At 48.5% G+C, this 15840-nt stretch carries 20 protein-coding genes; 7 read left to right on the top strand and 13 right to left on the bottom strand.

The window, feature by feature from the left end:
• Positions 1-9: 9 nt before the first annotated feature.
• The 9 genes from AB9H23_RS05025 to AB9H23_RS04985 form a co-directional block, all read right to left on the bottom strand.
• Positions 10-459 carry a universal stress protein gene (locus AB9H23_RS05025; RefSeq protein ID WP_321210937.1) on the bottom strand — a complete coding sequence of 150 codons (450 nt, stop codon included), beginning with the start codon at positions 457-459 and terminating at the stop codon, positions 10-12.
• A gap of 33 nt (positions 460-492) precedes the next feature.
• Entirely contained in the window at positions 493-1248 is a 756-nt protein-coding gene (locus tag AB9H23_RS05020) for a pyrroline-5-carboxylate reductase family protein (RefSeq protein WP_370004378.1), read from the bottom strand.
• 8 nt (positions 1249-1256) lie between these two features.
• Positions 1257-1451 carry a hypothetical protein gene (locus AB9H23_RS05015; protein ID WP_147671672.1) on the bottom strand — a complete coding sequence of 65 codons (195 nt, stop codon included), beginning with the start codon at positions 1449-1451 and terminating at the stop codon, positions 1257-1259.
• 22 nt (positions 1452-1473) lie between these two features.
• Positions 1474-1704 carry an MTH895/ArsE family thioredoxin-like protein gene (locus AB9H23_RS05010; RefSeq protein ID WP_013296100.1) on the bottom strand — a complete coding sequence of 77 codons (231 nt, stop codon included), beginning with the start codon at positions 1702-1704 and terminating at the stop codon, positions 1474-1476.
• A gap of 13 nt (positions 1705-1717) precedes the next feature.
• Positions 1718-2686: a permease gene (locus AB9H23_RS05005; RefSeq protein ID WP_321210935.1), complete on the bottom strand. Its 969-nt coding sequence runs from the start codon at positions 2684-2686 to the stop codon at positions 1718-1720.
• Positions 2687-2805: 119 nt separating this feature from the next.
• Positions 2806-3741 carry a site-specific tyrosine recombinase/integron integrase gene (gene xerA, locus AB9H23_RS05000; protein WP_321210934.1) on the bottom strand — a complete coding sequence of 312 codons (936 nt, stop codon included), beginning with the start codon at positions 3739-3741 and terminating at the stop codon, positions 2806-2808.
• Positions 3742-3772: 31 nt separating this feature from the next.
• Positions 3773-5278, bottom strand: coding sequence for an ATP-binding protein (locus AB9H23_RS04995; protein WP_370004377.1), 1506 nt, complete (start codon positions 5276-5278; stop codon positions 3773-3775).
• A 19-nt stretch (positions 5279-5297) separates the two neighbouring features.
• Positions 5298-6443, bottom strand: coding sequence for a DNA primase DnaG (gene dnaG / locus AB9H23_RS04990; protein WP_147671676.1), 1146 nt, complete (start codon positions 6441-6443; stop codon positions 5298-5300).
• A gap of 60 nt (positions 6444-6503) precedes the next feature.
• On the bottom strand, positions 6504-6920 hold the full coding sequence (locus AB9H23_RS04985; RefSeq protein WP_013296095.1) for a toprim domain-containing protein: 417 nt from the start codon (positions 6918-6920) through the stop codon (positions 6504-6506).
• A gap of 154 nt (positions 6921-7074) precedes the next feature.
• Between AB9H23_RS04985 and AB9H23_RS04980 the strand changes: the two genes are divergently transcribed.
• The 5 genes from AB9H23_RS04980 to AB9H23_RS04960 all read left to right on the top strand — a co-directional run bounded on the left by AB9H23_RS04980 (position 7075) and on the right by AB9H23_RS04960 (position 10415).
• Positions 7075-7368, top strand: coding sequence for a DUF211 domain-containing protein (locus tag AB9H23_RS04980; RefSeq protein ID WP_013296094.1), 294 nt, complete (start codon positions 7075-7077; stop codon positions 7366-7368).
• Between the two features lie 4 nt (positions 7369-7372).
• Positions 7373-8032 carry an RraA family protein gene (locus AB9H23_RS04975; protein ID WP_370004376.1) on the top strand — a complete coding sequence of 220 codons (660 nt, stop codon included), beginning with the start codon at positions 7373-7375 and terminating at the stop codon, positions 8030-8032.
• A 9-nt stretch (positions 8033-8041) separates the two neighbouring features.
• Positions 8042-9097, top strand: a complete 1056-nt coding sequence (locus AB9H23_RS04970) for a UPF0104 family protein (RefSeq protein WP_013296092.1) — start codon at positions 8042-8044, stop codon at positions 9095-9097.
• Positions 9098-9207: 110 nt separating this feature from the next.
• The gene (locus AB9H23_RS04965) at positions 9208-9486 is read left to right on the top strand and encodes a Gar1/Naf1 family protein (RefSeq protein ID WP_370004375.1); all 279 of its coding nucleotides are present in this window, start codon (positions 9208-9210) and stop codon (positions 9484-9486) included.
• Entirely contained in the window at positions 9483-10415 is a 933-nt protein-coding gene (locus AB9H23_RS04960) for a transcription initiation factor IIB (protein WP_147672016.1), read from the top strand. The genes AB9H23_RS04965 and AB9H23_RS04960 overlap by 4 nt, the downstream gene beginning before the upstream one ends.
• A gap of 220 nt (positions 10416-10635) precedes the next feature.
• On the opposite strand, the gene AB9H23_RS04955 is transcribed toward AB9H23_RS04960, so the two are convergent.
• Both AB9H23_RS04955 and AB9H23_RS04950 read right to left on the bottom strand, forming a co-directional pair.
• Positions 10636-12390, bottom strand: a complete 1755-nt coding sequence (locus tag AB9H23_RS04955; RefSeq protein WP_321210929.1) for an MJ1255/VC2487 family glycosyltransferase — start codon at positions 12388-12390, stop codon at positions 10636-10638.
• A gap of 13 nt (positions 12391-12403) precedes the next feature.
• Positions 12404-13387 (bottom strand): hypothetical protein, encoded by a 984-nt coding sequence (locus AB9H23_RS04950; protein ID WP_321210928.1) that lies wholly within the window; start codon positions 13385-13387, stop codon positions 12404-12406.
• A gap of 108 nt (positions 13388-13495) precedes the next feature.
• Here AB9H23_RS04950 and AB9H23_RS04945 point away from each other — a divergent pair, with 108 nt between their 5' ends.
• Both AB9H23_RS04945 and AB9H23_RS04940 read left to right on the top strand, forming a co-directional pair.
• Positions 13496-14275: a sulfite exporter TauE/SafE family protein gene (locus tag AB9H23_RS04945; RefSeq protein ID WP_147671683.1), complete on the top strand. Its 780-nt coding sequence runs from the start codon at positions 13496-13498 to the stop codon at positions 14273-14275.
• 121 nt (positions 14276-14396) lie between these two features.
• Positions 14397-14876 carry a DUF308 domain-containing protein gene (locus AB9H23_RS04940; protein ID WP_370004374.1) on the top strand — a complete coding sequence of 160 codons (480 nt, stop codon included), beginning with the start codon at positions 14397-14399 and terminating at the stop codon, positions 14874-14876.
• Positions 14877-14895: 19 nt separating this feature from the next.
• On the opposite strand, the gene AB9H23_RS04935 is transcribed toward AB9H23_RS04940, so the two are convergent.
• Positions 14896-15084 (bottom strand): DUF2116 family Zn-ribbon domain-containing protein, encoded by a 189-nt coding sequence (locus AB9H23_RS04935; RefSeq protein ID WP_013296085.1) that lies wholly within the window; start codon positions 15082-15084, stop codon positions 14896-14898.
• A gap of 41 nt (positions 15085-15125) precedes the next feature.
• Positions 15126-15800 carry a UMP kinase gene (gene pyrH / locus AB9H23_RS04930; RefSeq protein WP_160322670.1) on the bottom strand — a complete coding sequence of 225 codons (675 nt, stop codon included), beginning with the start codon at positions 15798-15800 and terminating at the stop codon, positions 15126-15128.
• Positions 15801-15840 lie beyond the last annotated feature (40 nt).

Genomic DNA, 15840 nt, shown 5'->3' with positions numbered 1-15840 from the left:
AACAATTACCTAGCATTTCTGTTTTTTGCTGTGGACCACCAGTACAGGGACGGTTGAGTGCCTTACAACCTTCTCTGAGACACTCCCCAGAATGAACCTTTCAAGGGCGTGCTTTCCTGAAGCACCAACGACTATGAGATCAGCACCTTCCTCATCAGCGACCCTGAGGATGGTATCTGCCGCCTGACCCTCAAGCACCATCTTCCGAACCTTAGCAGGACCCTCCATGGAGCCTGCGAGTTCCTCGACCCTCTCCAGAGCTTCCTCGGATTCCCTTCTGAAGAGTTCTGTAACCTTCTTTGTTAGTTCCTCAACCGGGAGATTCTGGAGTGCCTTTGTTTCGGTGACTGAGAGTGCTATGAGTTCTGCCTGGTTCTGCCTGGCGGTTTCAATGGCGTATTCCGCGGCCTGATTTGAGCATTCGGATCCATCTGTTGCAAGCAGTATCCGTTTATACATCTTTTACCTCCAGATAATTCATCCATAAATACTTTAAAGTTTCTCCTTAAGGTTCCGGTAGAGTGCCGTGAGTTTATCCCTGTAAATGGATCTTATATGGTCTTCTTCAGTGGTGATGGGTTTTATGGGAATCAGGTCCATGAGCACATCTCTTTGAGGGTAGCTGTAGAATGCTTCAACCGCACCAAGGGTCATTGATGAGACTGCCGTCCTGACCTCTTCGGTGTCCATCCCGAAGTCCACGGCCAGCCTTTCAAGTTCATCCAGCTGGAACCATAGATAGGTGGGGCCCATTGCAGTTATAATTGCGTATGCCTCAAGTTTTTCCTCATCAACCTCTGGAAAGTCTCCTAAAGCGTCAAAAATTGATTTCAGATTTTCTTTATCTGATTGGGATGCTTCAGTGGCTATGCAGAATGGGTTGTATCCCCTGTTGATGATTGATGGGGCATTGGATATAACCCTCGCAACCTTTGGGTGGTTCATGGCATTCTGCATGTAACCCATGCTTATTCTTGGTGCAAGGGATACCACCAGGGAATCCCTGGGCGGCTTTATATTGGCGAGGACATCCTTCAGGACAGGTGGGTGGAGCGCCAGGAAGATCAGGTCCCCCTCAGCGTTTCTGCAGTCGGTTGATGTATTAACACTGAACTCTTCCTCCAGACTCTTCAGTGTTCCCCCATCGGTGTCACAGACCATAACGTCCTCTGGAGTCCTCCCGACCCTCTGAAGGCCTCCAAGGATTATTCTTACTACCCGCCCCCCACCTATGAATGATATTTCCATTTAGATCATCATTTCATTTTTCTTTCACAGTCCATACAGTAATCTGTGTCCCTGTCGGTTTTGAATAGTTTGCCGCATCCCTTACAGTTAACATATCTGAGTCCTGATTTTTTCTTTTCAAGGATACCTGTCTGGCATGCGCAGGCCCTTGAGGAGATCATGGCCTTTATTTTACCCTCAAAACCCTTTTCTTCCTTGACCATTGAATTCACCATAAAAAGTGGATCAGGAGAGGATCTTCATTATCTCCTCCTTTGAGGCGACCCTTCCCATGATTTTGAGTTCACCGTCAACTGCAAGTCCCGGGAGAGCTGTGAGTCCCGCTTCAAGTATCTCGTCCATGTCCTTCACCTTCTCGAACTCTGCATCTATTCCCAGTTCCTTAACGGCTTCCCTTGCATTTTTCTCAAGCATCTGGCAGTTTGCACATCCTGTACCGTATATCTGTATCTTCATCTTATCACCTCAATCATATTATCAGGTTGAATAGGTAACCTGTAAGTGTTATGGAGACTGCGAGTATTGCTATGAATGTTCCAAGGAGCCTGGACTTCATAACCTTCCTGAGGATTATCATTTCTGGAAGGGATAGGGCTGTTATTGACATCATAAGTGCCAGGGCGGTTCCGGCAGCCATTCCCTTCTCTATGAGTGCTGATATGAGGGGTATGGTCCCTGCTGCATTTGAATAGAGGGGGACACCTATGAGTACAGCCAGGGGGACTGCGAGGATGTTGTCTGAACCGGCATATTGCAGCAGGAAATCGGATGGTAGATAGCCGTGTATCCATCCGCCTATGGCTATCGCGACTATTATGTAGGGCGAGACCCTGCGGAGTATATCCTTCATTTCGTTTTTTGCTATGATGTACCTTTCCCTGAGGGTTGGTTTAGGGAGCTCAACATCTGCTGTGCCCAGCGCCTTCATCTTCTCAAGTGTCTCATAGACGTAGTCTTCAAGCTGGCTTTCCATTTTGAGTTTTCCTATGAGCACACCGCCAATTACCGCTATTATGTACCCTGATATGATGTAGAATGCGGTTATCTGCCACCCGAAGAGTCCCAGGAGGAGCACTATTGCTATTTCGTTTATCATAGGGGAGGATATGAGGAATGAGAATGTGGCTCCCAGAGGCACGCCAGCCTCAACGAACCCTATGAATAGCGGGACCGCAGAACATGAACAGAATGGTGTTATTATACCTACAAGGGCTGCAATGAAGTTTCCTGTATACTTGTGCCTTTTTTCAAGGATCTCTCTGACCCTGTTGGGGGGTATGTATGTCCTTATGAATGATATGACGAATATGAGTGTTGCAAGGAGGATGAATATCTTTATGGTGTCGTATATGAAGAAGTTAACAGCGCTTCCCAGGTGTGATGCGGGTTCAAGCCCAATAAGATTGTAGGTCACATAATCGGCAAATTCCTGTAACAACCTTTAACCTCCAGATCAATATATTCAAATCTATGGATATATTGCTGTTGTAGTTTATATAATTTTTGGTATCAGACACCACTCACTGAGGATAACCCACTGGAAAAATAAGATTGAAGCTAGAGGAGCTTTGCACGGTCATAAACATTTTTAAGGGTCTGCATATCCACACTGGTGTATATCTGGGTTGTTGAAAGGTTTGAATGCCCCAGAAGCTGCTGTATGGCCCTTATGTCCACACCATTCTTTAGGAGATGGGTTGCAAAGGAATGCCTGAGGATATGTGGGGTCACCTTCTTGTTTATACCTGCCTTCCGGGCGTAGTTCTTTATCATCATCTGGACGTACCTTGGTGTGAGGGGGTCCCCGAAGCGGTTTAGGAAGAGGTACTCACTCTCATGGATCCTCCCCCTGAGGTACTCCACAAGGAGGTCCCTTGTGCTCTCATCAAAGAGGACTATACGATCCTTATCACCCTTACCCCTTATCCTAATTGTCCGCTCACCGGTGTCAATATCATTGACCTTGAGTGAAACAAGCTCAGAGACCCTGAGACCCGAAGAATAAAGGAGCGAGAGTATCAGTCTGTCCCTGGTCTTTATGAACCTCTTAATGGCCGAACCATCATCTGAGAGTTCAACGGCATTTATGAGCCTCATAACCTCATCCTCATTGAGGGACTTGGGGAGGGACTTCGTCCTCTTGGGAGCCTTGACCTCCTGCAGGCAGTCTATTTCACTGAACTCAAAGAACTTCTTGATAACAACGGTAACAAGATAAATGTAGTTCTGGGTGACGTTCTTATCCCTCTTAAGGTACTGTATGTACCTCTTGAAGGACCTCAGAACCCTTCTATCATCGTAGAGGTCATCCTCCTCCATCAGAAATTCGTAGAAATTTTTAACAATTGACCTGTAGGTTTTGATGGTGTTGGGGGAGTAGTTCCTGATTTCAAGTTCCACAAGGTAGTCCTCAATGAGTTCCGGGAAATTGTAGCGTTCAAGAAGACCCTGTTTTTCCTCTGACTCTCTCTTCATGTTCATGGTATCTACCATAAATGCCCACTTAAATCTTGCGGATCAGGTATCACATGTAGCTTCGGTCTATGTTCTCACTGTTATAACTTTGATGTGACATCCTCTGTGAACTTGAGAGGTCCTTCTCAAGGGCCTTCTCATAACTCTTGTACCTCCTGAGGATCTGGTCCTCAATGGAAACAGCCTTCCTTATTGCAACCTCCATGTGCTTGGTCTCGATGTATTCGCTGCCATCCATCACAGCAAGGTCCCCGGCCATCCTCACAACACCACCGAGGTCCCTGAGGCGGAGTGTAAGGGCATCATCCATGTCATCAACGGCCCTGGCCCTTCTCCTCGCCTCCTCAATAAGGAGTTCAACAGCGGCAGCCCGGGCATGGGGTATCTTTCCATCGAGTTCTATCTCCTGTGCAACAAACTGCGCGATTTTTGCCCTGTTCTCATCGGTATCAGGCATGGTGGTATTCAGGAGAAGCTCATAGCCCTCCCCCTGAACCCTTGAGCGGAGGGGGGGAAGTATGTACTGGAGATCAGCGATGTTACAGGCACCCACGAATATGAAGTCACAGGGGACCTCATCAACCTTAACGGAACTCCCGGCGCTCTGGGGGTTCCTTCCAACTATGGGGAATGTCTTATCCTGCATGGCAGTGAATATGAACCTCTGAAGGCCTGCTATGTGGACTATCTCGTCTATGAAGAGCACGCCCTCATGGGCCTCGTGGATTGCCCCGGGGACCACACGTTCATAGGGCTGGGAACCCAGGTCAGGATGTCCCCCGTAGGGATCGTGGCGTACATCACCCAGAAGTTCGGTTTCACTTGCCCCTGTGGCCTGAATGAAGGTTTTCCTCTCAAGGGGGACTATGACGTTCCTGGGTTTCTCTTCAACCATCTGCCTCCTCTTTTCAAGGGCCCTCTGATCAAGGACCTTGATGCTGTCTCCACCAACCCTCTCGTAGATCACAACCTCCTCAACACCATCCATTATCCTGGTGGTTGTGACCCTCTTCTGGGGCACGCTGAGGCTCCCTGAACTCATCTCGAACATCCCGAGGAGGTCCCCGATGTGCTTTCTCCTTGCTTTAATGTGGGAGAACTTATCACCCCCACATTTTGGGCAGATGCTGTTGTAGGCGCTGCTGTACTCGCCGCAGTGTATGCACTTGAATCCCAGGCGTTCTGCAACAGCCTCGGGGACACTATGGGGATCTATGAGTTCACCCTCAGCCCTTTCAATCTCAAGGATTTCATCCTCTATTTCCTTACGGCTTTTAACCTCAACGAATGGCCTTTCAGGCCTTTCAGGGTTGTGAACTACTGTTATCTCCTCTGATGGTTCAGGGAGGTGAAATGATATTGCCTGTGCAAGCAGGGACTTTCCTATACCTGGCGGTCCCACGAGAAGCAGGTGCCGCCTCTGCTTTGCAGCTATCTTTATCATGGGCATGACGTCCTCATGCCCTATGACCCTCTCAAGGGGGTCTTCAGGTATCTTAACGTCTTCTGTTGTGTTTATATCCTTCAGGTACTCACGGTTCATGTCGACATACATTTTGATGCCTTCTATGGGTTCAGGTGTGGCCTGTTATGAGTTTGAGGTTGTGGGGTTTCTTGACAATGTCCCCGCTCCTCACAGCCACAAGGTATCTGAGTCCCTTCTCAAATGAGAGGTCAACAAGGCGCTGTGTTATCACGCCATCAAAGACCACCGCGTAGGGGTGGTTGTTGACGCGGCTGAGTTCATCGTAGAGGTTCTCCACCTTGACCTCCTTCAGTATGTTGAGGGCGTCATCCAGTATCTCAGCATTTCCTGTCCCCTCAAGTTCCTTCAGGATGTTCCGGAGGAGCACCATCTTGTCCTCTGATTTCTTCTTTTCCTTCTGCATCCCCAGGTCATGGTAGAACTGCTCAACAGGCACCTTGTTTCGGAGGGCCATCATGATCTCATCCTTCTCAAGGTCCTCCACCTCCTTGCCCTTGGGTGCCCTTGTGACGTAGTCTATGTCCCCCACCTGGAGGAGCTCCTTGAGGATGAGTTCACCGCCCCGGTCACCATCGACAAAGGCCGTCACAGTTTTCTTCTTTGTGAGCTCGGCAACGGTTCGGGGTACACTGACCCCCTCAACTGCAATGGCGTTCTTTATACCGTATTTAAGGAGGTTGAGGACGTCGGATCTTCCCTCCACCACAAGTATGGCGTCTGAGGTCTCAACGTTGGGCCCTGCTGGAAGCTTTTCCTCGCCGTACTCTGTGATTTCATGGACCCTCATGGCCTCCTTGACCTCTTCGATCATTCTGAGGCTTTCAGGGGTAACCTCCTCCATCATACTGGCGTATATCTCCTTGGCCCTCTCAACCACCCTTTTACGTTTAACCGCACGGACATCCTCAACCTTTGTGACCTGAATGTAGGCTTCACATGGCCCGACACGGTTTATTGTTTCAAGGGAAGCTGCAAGGATGGCGGTTTCAACGCGGTCAAGGCTTGACGGGATGATTATCTCCCCCTTTGATTTACCACCCCTGGATGTGATGTTGACCTTGATCCTCCCGATTCTACCTGTTTTCTGGAGTTCCCTGAGATCCAGGTCATTGCTGAGAAGACCTTCAGTCTGTCCAAATATTGCCCCAACAACATCAGGTTTCTCAACGATTCCGTTAGCATTAATTTGAGCGTGAATGAGGTATTTGGTTGTACTTATTTCTTCTTTTCCCATGTAAACCCTCCTTTGAGGAATGAACTGGTTATCAAATTGAAAAATATGATGATAACAGTTTCAGATATTATCAAGGGGGTACGGGCATACCTCCAGCTTCAGCCTTTCGATGTATGATGGAAGGCTCTGTATGTCCTTGATGTATTTTCTGGTCATTCCCATGAGTCTTCGCCGTATTCTGAGGTCTGGATTCGCTCCAAGGCTCTGTATATCAGTGTACAATCTTTTTGCAAGTTCACTGCCCTTCCTGTCAAAATCTGTAAGTATGATAACCCTCGAGGCACTTGCTGCCCGGAGGGCGATTTCAGAAAGTCCCATCATGGAACCTGAAACCTTTATGAAGGGTCCCTCGACACCCAGTTCCCGCAGGGCCTCCTCGTCCTTCCGGCCCTCGATGAGAATGGGTACTCCAAGTTCTCCCTGGTATTTAAGTTCATTTATTTCATGGGTTATCTGCTGAAGCTTTATAAGAGACATATTAAGCCCTTTCAGTAGCTTGATAATATCTATATTTTATATGGAGATACTGATATATAAAATAATCACAGACGTCCCGCCGTGGAATGGGACTATATTTAAATATCCTTTCTATCATAATACCCATATCATTTTAAAGAATCATGGAGGAAAGATGGTGGCTAAGGGCCTTATAAGAATTGTTCTGGATATACTAAAACCACACGAACCCATAATACCTGAATATGCCAAGTACCTGAGTGAACTCAGGGGCGTTGAGGGTGTTAACATAACCCTCATGGAGATCGATAAGGAGACAGAGAACATCAAGGTCACGATTCAGGGAAACGACCTGGATTTTGATGAGATAACAAGGGCCATTGAGAGTTATGGGGGATCTATTCACAGTGTTGACGAAGTTGTAGCTGGAAAAACCATGGTAGAAGAGGTTACAACTCCCCAGGATTGATTATATGGCCATAAAGGGCATAAAACCCATTGAACGCCTGAGAAGTTTCCGCAGCCCAGGGGATCCCCTGAGGCTTCTTTCTAACATATCGGCCCCCCAGGTTTCAGATGCACTCAAGGCGGTGGCCGGTATAAATGGGGTTATACCCTCCATAAAGCCCGTTAACAACCTCAGGCTCTGCGGATGGGCTGTTACCGCAAGCACACCAAGCAGTGACTGGGGGACCTCGGTAATGGCAATAGACGCTGCAGGTAAAGGTGATGTTGTTTTCATAGGGACTGATGGCGATGATATGGCTGTCTGGGGGGAGCTCACATCAAAAACAGCCATGGCCAAGGGTATAGCAGGTGCTGTGATCTATGGATCCTGCAGGGATAGGGATGCACTTCTTGAAATTGACTTTCCGGTATTCTCCAGGGATTATGTCCCATGCGCCGGAGAACCCCTCGCAGAGGGGGGGCTCAACGTGACCCTTGAGTGCGACGGTGTCAGAGTTGAGAGTGGAGACCTCATATTTGGAGATGAATCTGGAGTGGTTGTGGTTCCCGCTGAAATTGTACCTGACGTTGTTCGTGCAGCAACGGAAATCAAAAAGAAGGAATCATCCATCAAGGAGAAACTTGCCGAGGGCTTCACCCTTTCTGAGATTCTTGGATTGAAGTAGTGGGTTTCCATGGGAGAGAGGGACGTTTTTGCTTACATTGGGGAGAATAAGCGTACCATAATTCTCTCCTTCATTGCTGTTGCTGTCTTGATATTCATTATAGGATTATTTGCAGGCTTTGGGGATATTCTGAGGGCCCTTGAGAGGACCAGCCCCTATTTTCTTGCACTGAACTTTCTGCTGGAGGCACTTATACTTGTGCTGTGGACGGTGAGATGGAGGCTTATACTGAACCTGGTTGATGATGCCCCATCGTTTCCCAGGCTCATGATGCTTCTTTTTGCAAGCATCTTCGGTAACAACATAACCCCGGGGGCCGCAGGTGGCGAGCCACTGAGGGCATACCTCCTGCGGGAGGTTGAGGGGACCCCATTTGAGATAGGCTTCGCGTCTTCAACGGCAGACAGGGTCTTTGAGTTCATACCCTTTGCGGTTATATCAATTCTCTCAGCGGTCCTCATCATGACCTGGAGCATATCCATCTGGACGAGGGTTATTGTGAGTATTCTCATCTTTTTCACAATCGCATTTTTCTCAGCTGCAATCTATGCAGGAATGAACCGTGATATTGCCCAGAGGCTTGCGCTTTCTGTTGTGAGAAGAGCTGTGGAGTGGGTTTCAAGGTTCAGGAAGGGTGATATCAGTTTCTCTAGAATACATGAGAGGGTCATATTCTATATAAACAGGTTCAGTGAGGGCTTTTCAACAGCGATAACTGATAAGAGGGTCTTTATAGCCGGTTTTTTTGTTTCGCTTGGAATGTGGGCCCTTGACGTTTGCCGACTCTATGTTTGCTTCCTGGCGGTTGGGGTTTCACCACCTGCAGTGCCCCTTATAATAATTTACACAGTTGGGATTCTGATATCACTTTTGCCGCTTCTACCGGGATCCCTTGGGTTAAGGGAGGGTATACTTGTGGGTCTATTTGCTGTTGCAGGGATAGGGGCTGATTATGTCATGGCTGCCAGTGTGGTTGATAGAATCGCAAGTTACTTTGCACCCACCATTATAGGTTTTCTCGCGGCGCTGTATTACGGGAGATACATAATGGCCCCTGGGGATTGACTCCAAACCATGCGCATCCCTGTACATCAAACACTATTTTAATATAAAATTATCGAAACATTTATATAGTAGTAGGTAAAGAGTACACTATATAAAATTTTCGGTGAATTATGAAGAGTTTAGGGAATATTTCACATGTCTCCAGCAAGGGAAGAATCGTAGTACGTTCCACCAGAACACCGCAGCTTGGAGCACCCGTTTTTACTTCTGAAGGGAGAATGATAGGGAAAGTGCACGACATCTTCGGTCCAACACGAAATCCATACATATCAGTAAAACCAGTTCGTGCAATAAAATCTGAAAAGTTTGAGAACCGAGCTGGAGAGACTTTATACGTGGGTATAAAGAATGTGAAAAAATGGGGGCGAAGGAAACGAAGGAGAAAATGAGGTCTGATGTTTCTGAAATAGAGAAGGAAACAAAATGCCCTGAGTGCGGCTCCGAGGATCTCAGGGGCGACTACGAAAGGGCTGAAATAGTATGTGGAAAGTGCGGTCTTGTCATAGACGATAACCTGGTTGACATGGGTCCAGAATGGAGGGCCTTTGACCATGAACAGCGTGACAAGAGGACAAGGGTGGGGGCACCCATAACTTACACCATACACGACAAGGGTCTATCAACCATGATAGACTGGAGAAACAAGGACATATACGGAAGGGACATCCCCGCAAGGAACAGGGCCCAGTGGTACCGCCTCAGGAAATGGCAGAGGAAGATAAGGATCTCAGGGGCCACAGAGAGAAACCTCGCATTTGCCCTAAGCGAACTCGACCGCGACTCCTCAAGGCTGGGGTTACCGAGAAGCGTCAGGGAAGCCGCATCAATGGTCTACAGGAGAGCCGTTGAGAACAAACTCATCAGGGGAAGAAGCATTGAGGGAGTCGTTGCAGCGTCACTATACGCGGCATGCAGAAGCTGCAATGTACCCAGGACACTCGATGAGATCGCGGAGGTCTCAAGGGTCAGCAAGAAGGAGGTTGGAAGGACCTACAGGTTCTTAACAAGGGAACTCAACATAAAGCTGCCGCCAACATCCCCTGTTGACTACGTGCCAAGGTTCGCAAGTGAACTGGGGCTCTCAGGGGAGGTCCAGTCCAAGGCCATTGAGATCATAGAGATGGCAATGGAGAACGGTCTCACATCAGGCAGGGGCCCCACCGGTGTTGCAGCAGCAGCCCTATACATCGCATCGGTCCTCCTCGGGGAGCGCAAGACCCAGAGGGACGTTGCAGAGGTTGCAGGTGTAACCGAGGTGACAATAAGGAACAGGTACAAGGAGCTCACAGAGCAGCTTGATCTTGGTGTGACACTCTAGTTACACCAGGAACAATTTTTAATGAGTTTTTATCAGGATCTTTCTTTGCACTGTTTTTGGGAAATTCAGAATAAATTTTTTCTTTATATTCTGTATACTTGTTCTGAAATCATGGATTTTCAGATAGACACTATAATCTTCTATTTTTTTCAATTTATAGTCCTTCAGAACTTAAAAATAAGAAAAACAGCTAAAGAACCTTCAGGAACGGTTCTGCGGTTTAACATCCCCTTGAACATTCATCTATTGCCCTCCTAAGGGCATCTATTATCTCGTTGTTACCCCCATCATAGTCCTCAAGGTTCCGTCTGTAGATGTCAAGTCGCCCAAGGAACCCCTCAAGAGTCTCCCTTTCTGTCTCCTCATGGAATTCGCCGTAGCCCAGCTTCTCAAGGTACACCGCATTGAGTATCTGCTCGAACTGTCCCTTAACAGGAACACTGTAGACTGGCTTTCGCAGGTAGAGGGCCTCACTTATCAGTGTGAAGCCGCCGTTTGTTATAACAGCAGCCGCAGACTCAAAGTCCCTGAAGAACTGGTCCTCATTGAATCTCCTGAAGGTGAGGTTCCCATCCACTTCATCCCTGTCAAAGCCGTATACGATGAATTCCCTGTCCAGGTTCTTCAGGATCTCAATGAGCCTCCTGTTTGACCTGCTGGTCTGGTAGACCAGCACATGGTCCCCATAGTAAGGATCAAGATTCATTATCTCCTCCCTCAGGACAGGGGGATACATGGATACCTTCTCGGGGTTTTTGACCTCAGGGAAGAAATAACTGGTTATTAGATATCGCCTGGGCCTCACAATGAATGACCTCACAACAGCCGCGGCCTTGATCTTGTCCCGCCTGAATTTCTCAGGGTACTCTATCCTGCACTGGGTTATGACGTGCATGTTGTCTATGCTTATCAGGGGTATCCTGAGCATGTTGCTTATGACACTGGCATAGAACTCAAAGTCAGACACCACAACATCCGGCCTGAAATCTTTCGCTATCCTGTAGAGGAGTTTGAGGTTCTCCTTGAGGTCCCTGGGGAATGTTTTCATGGCCTTTACGAATGTTTTGATGTCATTTACACTGTTATCCTCATAGACCGTGTTGAAGCCGTATATCTCATGGACATTATCAAATTTGCTGCTCAGGTACCTGTAGGCGCGGTCACTTGCAAATATGAGGACATCATGATCTTCCGTTAGCTTGTCCAGGATCACACCACTCCTTATGGCGTGTCCCATCCCCTCACCGCAGACAGAGTAGAGAACCCTCTTCTTCTTGGAGTGCCCGAATTCGTATTTGAGGTCACCTGCACTCACCTTCTTTCCCATGAAGTCATATATCGTGCTCTTTGTGTACTTGAATGCCAGGTTCCTGAGGCCCTCCTTTTCAAGCCTTCTTATGGATACCAGAACCCTCGGCTTCCTCAGAACCCTGAACCTGCTTATCTTACCTATGCGCTCAATGTAGTCGGTATCCTCTCCAAAGTCAAGGGATTCATCGAAACCACCAACCCTTTCATGAAGTTCCTTACGGGTGAGTATTCCATAGCAGCCTGCCCCGTGGGGTTTAATGGATTCAACGAGTATCATGAATCTGTTTGCGAATTCGTGGAGTATCTTGTCACGCCTTCTTGTTGAGAGGGGTATCATCTGGGTTATGGCGATTCCCAGCTCCTCTGATTCGAATTCCTCTACAGCATCCCTGAGGTACCCGTCGGTGAGGACAAGGTCGGCGTCCAGAAAGAGGAGGAGTTCTCCCCTGGCGACCTCAGCCCCCCGGTTTCTACCGGCTGCGGGCATGCCACCCTCAACCACCCTGCAGCCGTACTCCTCTGCGATTTTCCTGGTATTATCCTCAGAGTCTGCATCTGCCACTATAACCTCGTAGTCTGTAAAGTCCTGTTTCCTTATGCTCTCAAGCAGCGCCGGTAGATATTCCTCCTCATTGTATGTGGGTATGATTATGCTGAGTTTCATCCATTATCCTCCTTCAGAAGAATGAAAAGAAGTTCCATGTCATGAAGAACCCGCTGCATCTACCATCAAGGCGGCGGGTTAACCTATCAAGGAGCACCATCTCGTTCTGATCCGGTGAAAGTTTCAGTACCAGCGTATCACCCTTTCTCTCCTCTGAGAGAACAGGGAGCCCCTCAAGGTTGGGGTTGCCGGATGGCTCAATGATGGTGACCTCATAGTACCCGGGCACTGACCCCAGGATTCCAAGGAGCACCCTCAGAACCACCAGTGAGGCTATTATGAGTGCCGGTATTTTAAGGTTCCCTGGGCTGAAGGGGACCCTGAGGGCGCTCATACCTATAATCCCGGATAGCCCGACAAGTGCGGGGGTTGAGAAGAGTCCCCCGTCTATTATACCTATTATTGTGGATGCTGTGGCGAATATGACTATCGCCACATGGAAATCCCTCCTGTCACCTGTTGATAGAAGCCCAAAGATGTATATCATTGTGATTGAGATGATTGTAACCGGGAGAAGGAATGGGATGTGACCTGCCAGTGATGAACCTGTATGGATGTCTGATGAGGCAGGCACTACAAGGCCGGTGAGGGGGCTGAGGCTTGCCTTGAATACATGGGAGTGTGTCAGGCTTGTTGAGGCAGCTGGATTCATTGATATGAAGGTCGTGAATGGTGATACGCCCATTTGAAGGCGGAGTGCCAACTCAACTGCAAGGCCGGTGAGGTATGTTACAAATGCTACAATCGCCGAGATGTAGAGGTAGGTGTTCTTATCGAGGCCTTCAGGGCCAAAAATTCCACCCTCCCTGAAGAGGGGTGCAAGGAGGAACATGGTCCCCATTATGGTGAAGAATATCACATCCTTGCCCTCTGAGGAGCCCATGAGGAATACATGTGTGAATGGTGTTATTATGGGGTCGAGGATGTCTGTGGTGAAGAGTGTGATTGCCAGTGCAATGAAGATTATGCCGGCTGCCATGAATCTGTCTGATCTCAAAGTTACTCACCAGAAGAAATTAATTTAATTAGCAGGGAGAGATATGGATCTTGTCACTTATAAATTAATCGTGGTAATGATTGATGACTGAACACCTCAGGTTATAAGATGGATCCGGTATTCTATATTGCGGCACTTCTTCTCACAGGCATAGTGGCTGGACTTGCAACAGGCCTCCTGGGTGTCGGGGGAGGCTTCATAATAGCGCCGGTGCTCTTCTTTTTAATGGAGTCCTCAGGCACACCAGAGGATATTGCAATAAGGACAGCCTTTGCAACCAGCCTTGCAGTTATTCTCCCAGCTGCCCTCACAGGGGCTTACTCACATTACCGGAGGGGCTGTGTTGATGCAGGCAGGGCCATACCCATGGGGGCTCTCGGTGTATGCGGAAGCATCCTGGGGGTTCTGACTGCCACATCATCACCCGCAGGGGTCCTAAAGGCGGTATTTGGGTTGCTCCTGATCCTTGTTTCACTGCAGCTCCTCCTGTCGTCCAGGGTTTCACCATCCCATGGGAAAAGGAATGCCGCCATTTCACTGGGCTTCATCGCAGGTTTCCTCTCAGGTCTCCTTGGCATCGGTGGTGGAGTGGTCCTCGTACCACTCCTGGTGCTGGTTGGAGGTTTCGATGTCCTTGAGGCTGTTGGGACATCCTCGGTTGTGATTGCGATGACCGCAGCATCGGGTACAGTCTCCTATCTCCTGAGCGGACCTGGGGGCCAGTTTTCTGTGGGATATGTTAACCTGGTCCAGTTCACGGCCATTGCATTCATGAGTGTCCCGGCCTCACGTCTTGGTGTTATGGTAGCCCACAGGATTGACGTGAGGTACATAAGGTACCTTTTCATAGCCCTGCTCCTTGTCACGGGTTTCAGGATGATCATTTAGGTTTGAGTAGTCCTGCTTCTTGTCAGGGGCTTCGTGGTGATCCTCAGGTTTATGTAAAAATCAGATGAAATTTCATAAAATATATAAAATCAGATGAACATAATAACAGACCGGTGAGATGATGCTGAAAAAATGGATGGGTCTCCTCTCGGTTATTCTCGGTATTGTATTTCTTGTATCTCCGATCTCAGGTGTAACAGCCATAAGCATACTCACGGGTCTTGTGCTCTCGGGCCTTGGTTTGTGGATGCTTGCAAATGCCATCATGGCCAGGAGGTACATGGAGGTGGGGATACTCTGGATGATATTTGCAGTTATAACCCTTGCAGTTGGCCTCATGCTTGTCTTCAGGGTCTTCCTCATAAATCAACTTGCCGGGGTCTGGCTTTACGTTACTGGCATCCTCCTGCTTGTTGCGGCGATACTGATACTTGCAGCAGGTTCCCAGAGTTACCTGAAAAGAAATGCTGGTATAATCAGCGCCATCCTGGGGGTCATATACATCCTTATGGGGGCGCTCTCGTTCAACCCTGCCTTCGTGGGTGTCGCAGTTGGTCTTATACTTGTTGTGTATGGGGTGGCGGTGCTGAGGTCACCGTGAGCCACCCGAATAAAATCAGCTACCTTTTTATTGAGAGCACAACCCACACCACAATGAAAAGCGCGAATACAAGGTAGAAGATTGTCCTTGTTCTCCTCACCCTCTGCTGATTCTTTGATAGGATCTCCTGGCACCTCTCTGAACAGGTCACCTCATCCATGGGTATGGGGGTGCTGCATACAGGACAGTGCTTGTGCGGTTCAACCATTCTCTTTACCTCCATTTTTTGATGAATTTAAGTTTCCACATTTATTCAGGGATAACAGTGGTTCCTATCCCACCATCGATTGCCCTCAGAAGGTTCTCAGGGTCACTGCCATTGGCTATGATGGTCTTTATCCCTGACCTCTTTATCATCTTCAGGGCTGTATGGTCAAAGAACTCGTAGGTACCGGCCTTCACATCGGATTCGCTGAGGTGCTCCAGCATATCACTGGCGCTGATCTCAGGGTAGAACCTTGCGTCCGGGTACTTCTGGGGGTCCCTGTCATAGAAACCATCAACCGACGTGAGGTTTATCATGAGGTCGGCCCCAACTGTTTCGGCCAGTATCGCCCCAACTGCGTCGGTGCTGTGGGCAGGCTCGGTACCACCCATCACAACTATTCTGCCCGACGCTGCAAACCTGACGGCCTCCCTGAAGTTTTCAGGTACAGATGGGTACGCACTTTCACCGAGGGCTGTTATCAGGATCCTTGCATTCAACCTTGTGACATCGATTCCTATATCATCGCACTGGGCCTCCCCTGCCCCCAGTTTTCGTGCAAGCCCTATGTAATCACGGGCTGGTCTGCCCCCACCCACAACCACAAACAGTTCATGTTCATTCCTCAGTGAATTCAGAATATCGGCGTATGCCCTGAACATTTCATGTGTGAATTCACTTATCAGGATTGATCCTCCAATGGTAATAACAATTCTCATAACGATCCACCGTGAAAATTAGTTGACTCTTCCTTTCCAG

The organism is Methanothermobacter sp. KEPCO 2, from assembly GCF_041228365.1.
Classification (GTDB): domain Archaea; phylum Methanobacteriota; class Methanobacteria; order Methanobacteriales; family Methanothermobacteraceae; genus Methanothermobacter; species Methanothermobacter marburgensis.
This window is presented reverse-complemented; position numbering and strand designations above follow the sequence as displayed.

What these genes read in the sequence shown, in the direction of transcription:
- AB9H23_RS05025 (WP_321210937.1), bottom strand. Translation starts at nt 459, where the DNA reads ATGTATAAACGGATACTGCTTGCAACAGATGGATCCGAATGCTCAAAT.
- AB9H23_RS05020 (WP_370004378.1), bottom strand. Translation starts at nt 1,248, where the DNA reads ATGGAAATATCATTCATAGGTGGGGGGCGGGTAGTAAGAATAATCCTT.
- AB9H23_RS05015 (WP_147671672.1), bottom strand. Translation starts at nt 1,451, where the DNA reads ATGGTCAAGGAAGAAAAGGGTTTTGAGGGTAAAATAAAGGCCATGATC.
- AB9H23_RS05010 (WP_013296100.1), bottom strand. Translation starts at nt 1,704, where the DNA reads ATGAAGATACAGATATACGGTACAGGATGTGCAAACTGCCAGATGCTT.
- xerA (WP_321210934.1), bottom strand. Translation starts at nt 3,741, where the DNA reads ATGGTAGATACCATGAACATGAAGAGAGAGTCAGAGGAAAAACAGGGT.
- AB9H23_RS04995 (WP_370004377.1), bottom strand. Translation starts at nt 5,278, where the DNA reads ATGTATGTCGACATGAACCGTGAGTACCTGAAGGATATAAACACAACA.
- dnaG (WP_147671676.1), bottom strand. Translation starts at nt 6,443, where the DNA reads ATGGGAAAAGAAGAAATAAGTACAACCAAATACCTCATTCACGCTCAA.
- AB9H23_RS04985 (WP_013296095.1), bottom strand. Translation starts at nt 6,920, where the DNA reads ATGTCTCTTATAAAGCTTCAGCAGATAACCCATGAAATAAATGAACTT.
- AB9H23_RS04980 (WP_013296094.1), top strand. Translation starts at nt 7,075, where the DNA reads ATGGTGGCTAAGGGCCTTATAAGAATTGTTCTGGATATACTAAAACCA.
- AB9H23_RS04975 (WP_370004376.1), top strand. Translation starts at nt 7,373, where the DNA reads ATGGCCATAAAGGGCATAAAACCCATTGAACGCCTGAGAAGTTTCCGC.
- AB9H23_RS04970 (WP_013296092.1), top strand. Translation starts at nt 8,042, where the DNA reads ATGGGAGAGAGGGACGTTTTTGCTTACATTGGGGAGAATAAGCGTACC.
- AB9H23_RS04965 (WP_370004375.1), top strand. Translation starts at nt 9,208, where the DNA reads ATGAAGAGTTTAGGGAATATTTCACATGTCTCCAGCAAGGGAAGAATC.
- AB9H23_RS04960 (WP_147672016.1), top strand. Translation starts at nt 9,483, where the DNA reads ATGAGGTCTGATGTTTCTGAAATAGAGAAGGAAACAAAATGCCCTGAG.
- AB9H23_RS04955 (WP_321210929.1), bottom strand. Translation starts at nt 12,390, where the DNA reads ATGAAACTCAGCATAATCATACCCACATACAATGAGGAGGAATATCTA.
- AB9H23_RS04945 (WP_147671683.1), top strand. Translation starts at nt 13,496, where the DNA reads ATGGATCCGGTATTCTATATTGCGGCACTTCTTCTCACAGGCATAGTG.
- AB9H23_RS04940 (WP_370004374.1), top strand. Translation starts at nt 14,397, where the DNA reads ATGCTGAAAAAATGGATGGGTCTCCTCTCGGTTATTCTCGGTATTGTA.
- AB9H23_RS04935 (WP_013296085.1), bottom strand. Translation starts at nt 15,084, where the DNA reads ATGGTTGAACCGCACAAGCACTGTCCTGTATGCAGCACCCCCATACCC.
- pyrH (WP_160322670.1), bottom strand. Translation starts at nt 15,800, where the DNA reads ATGAGAATTGTTATTACCATTGGAGGATCAATCCTGATAAGTGAATTC.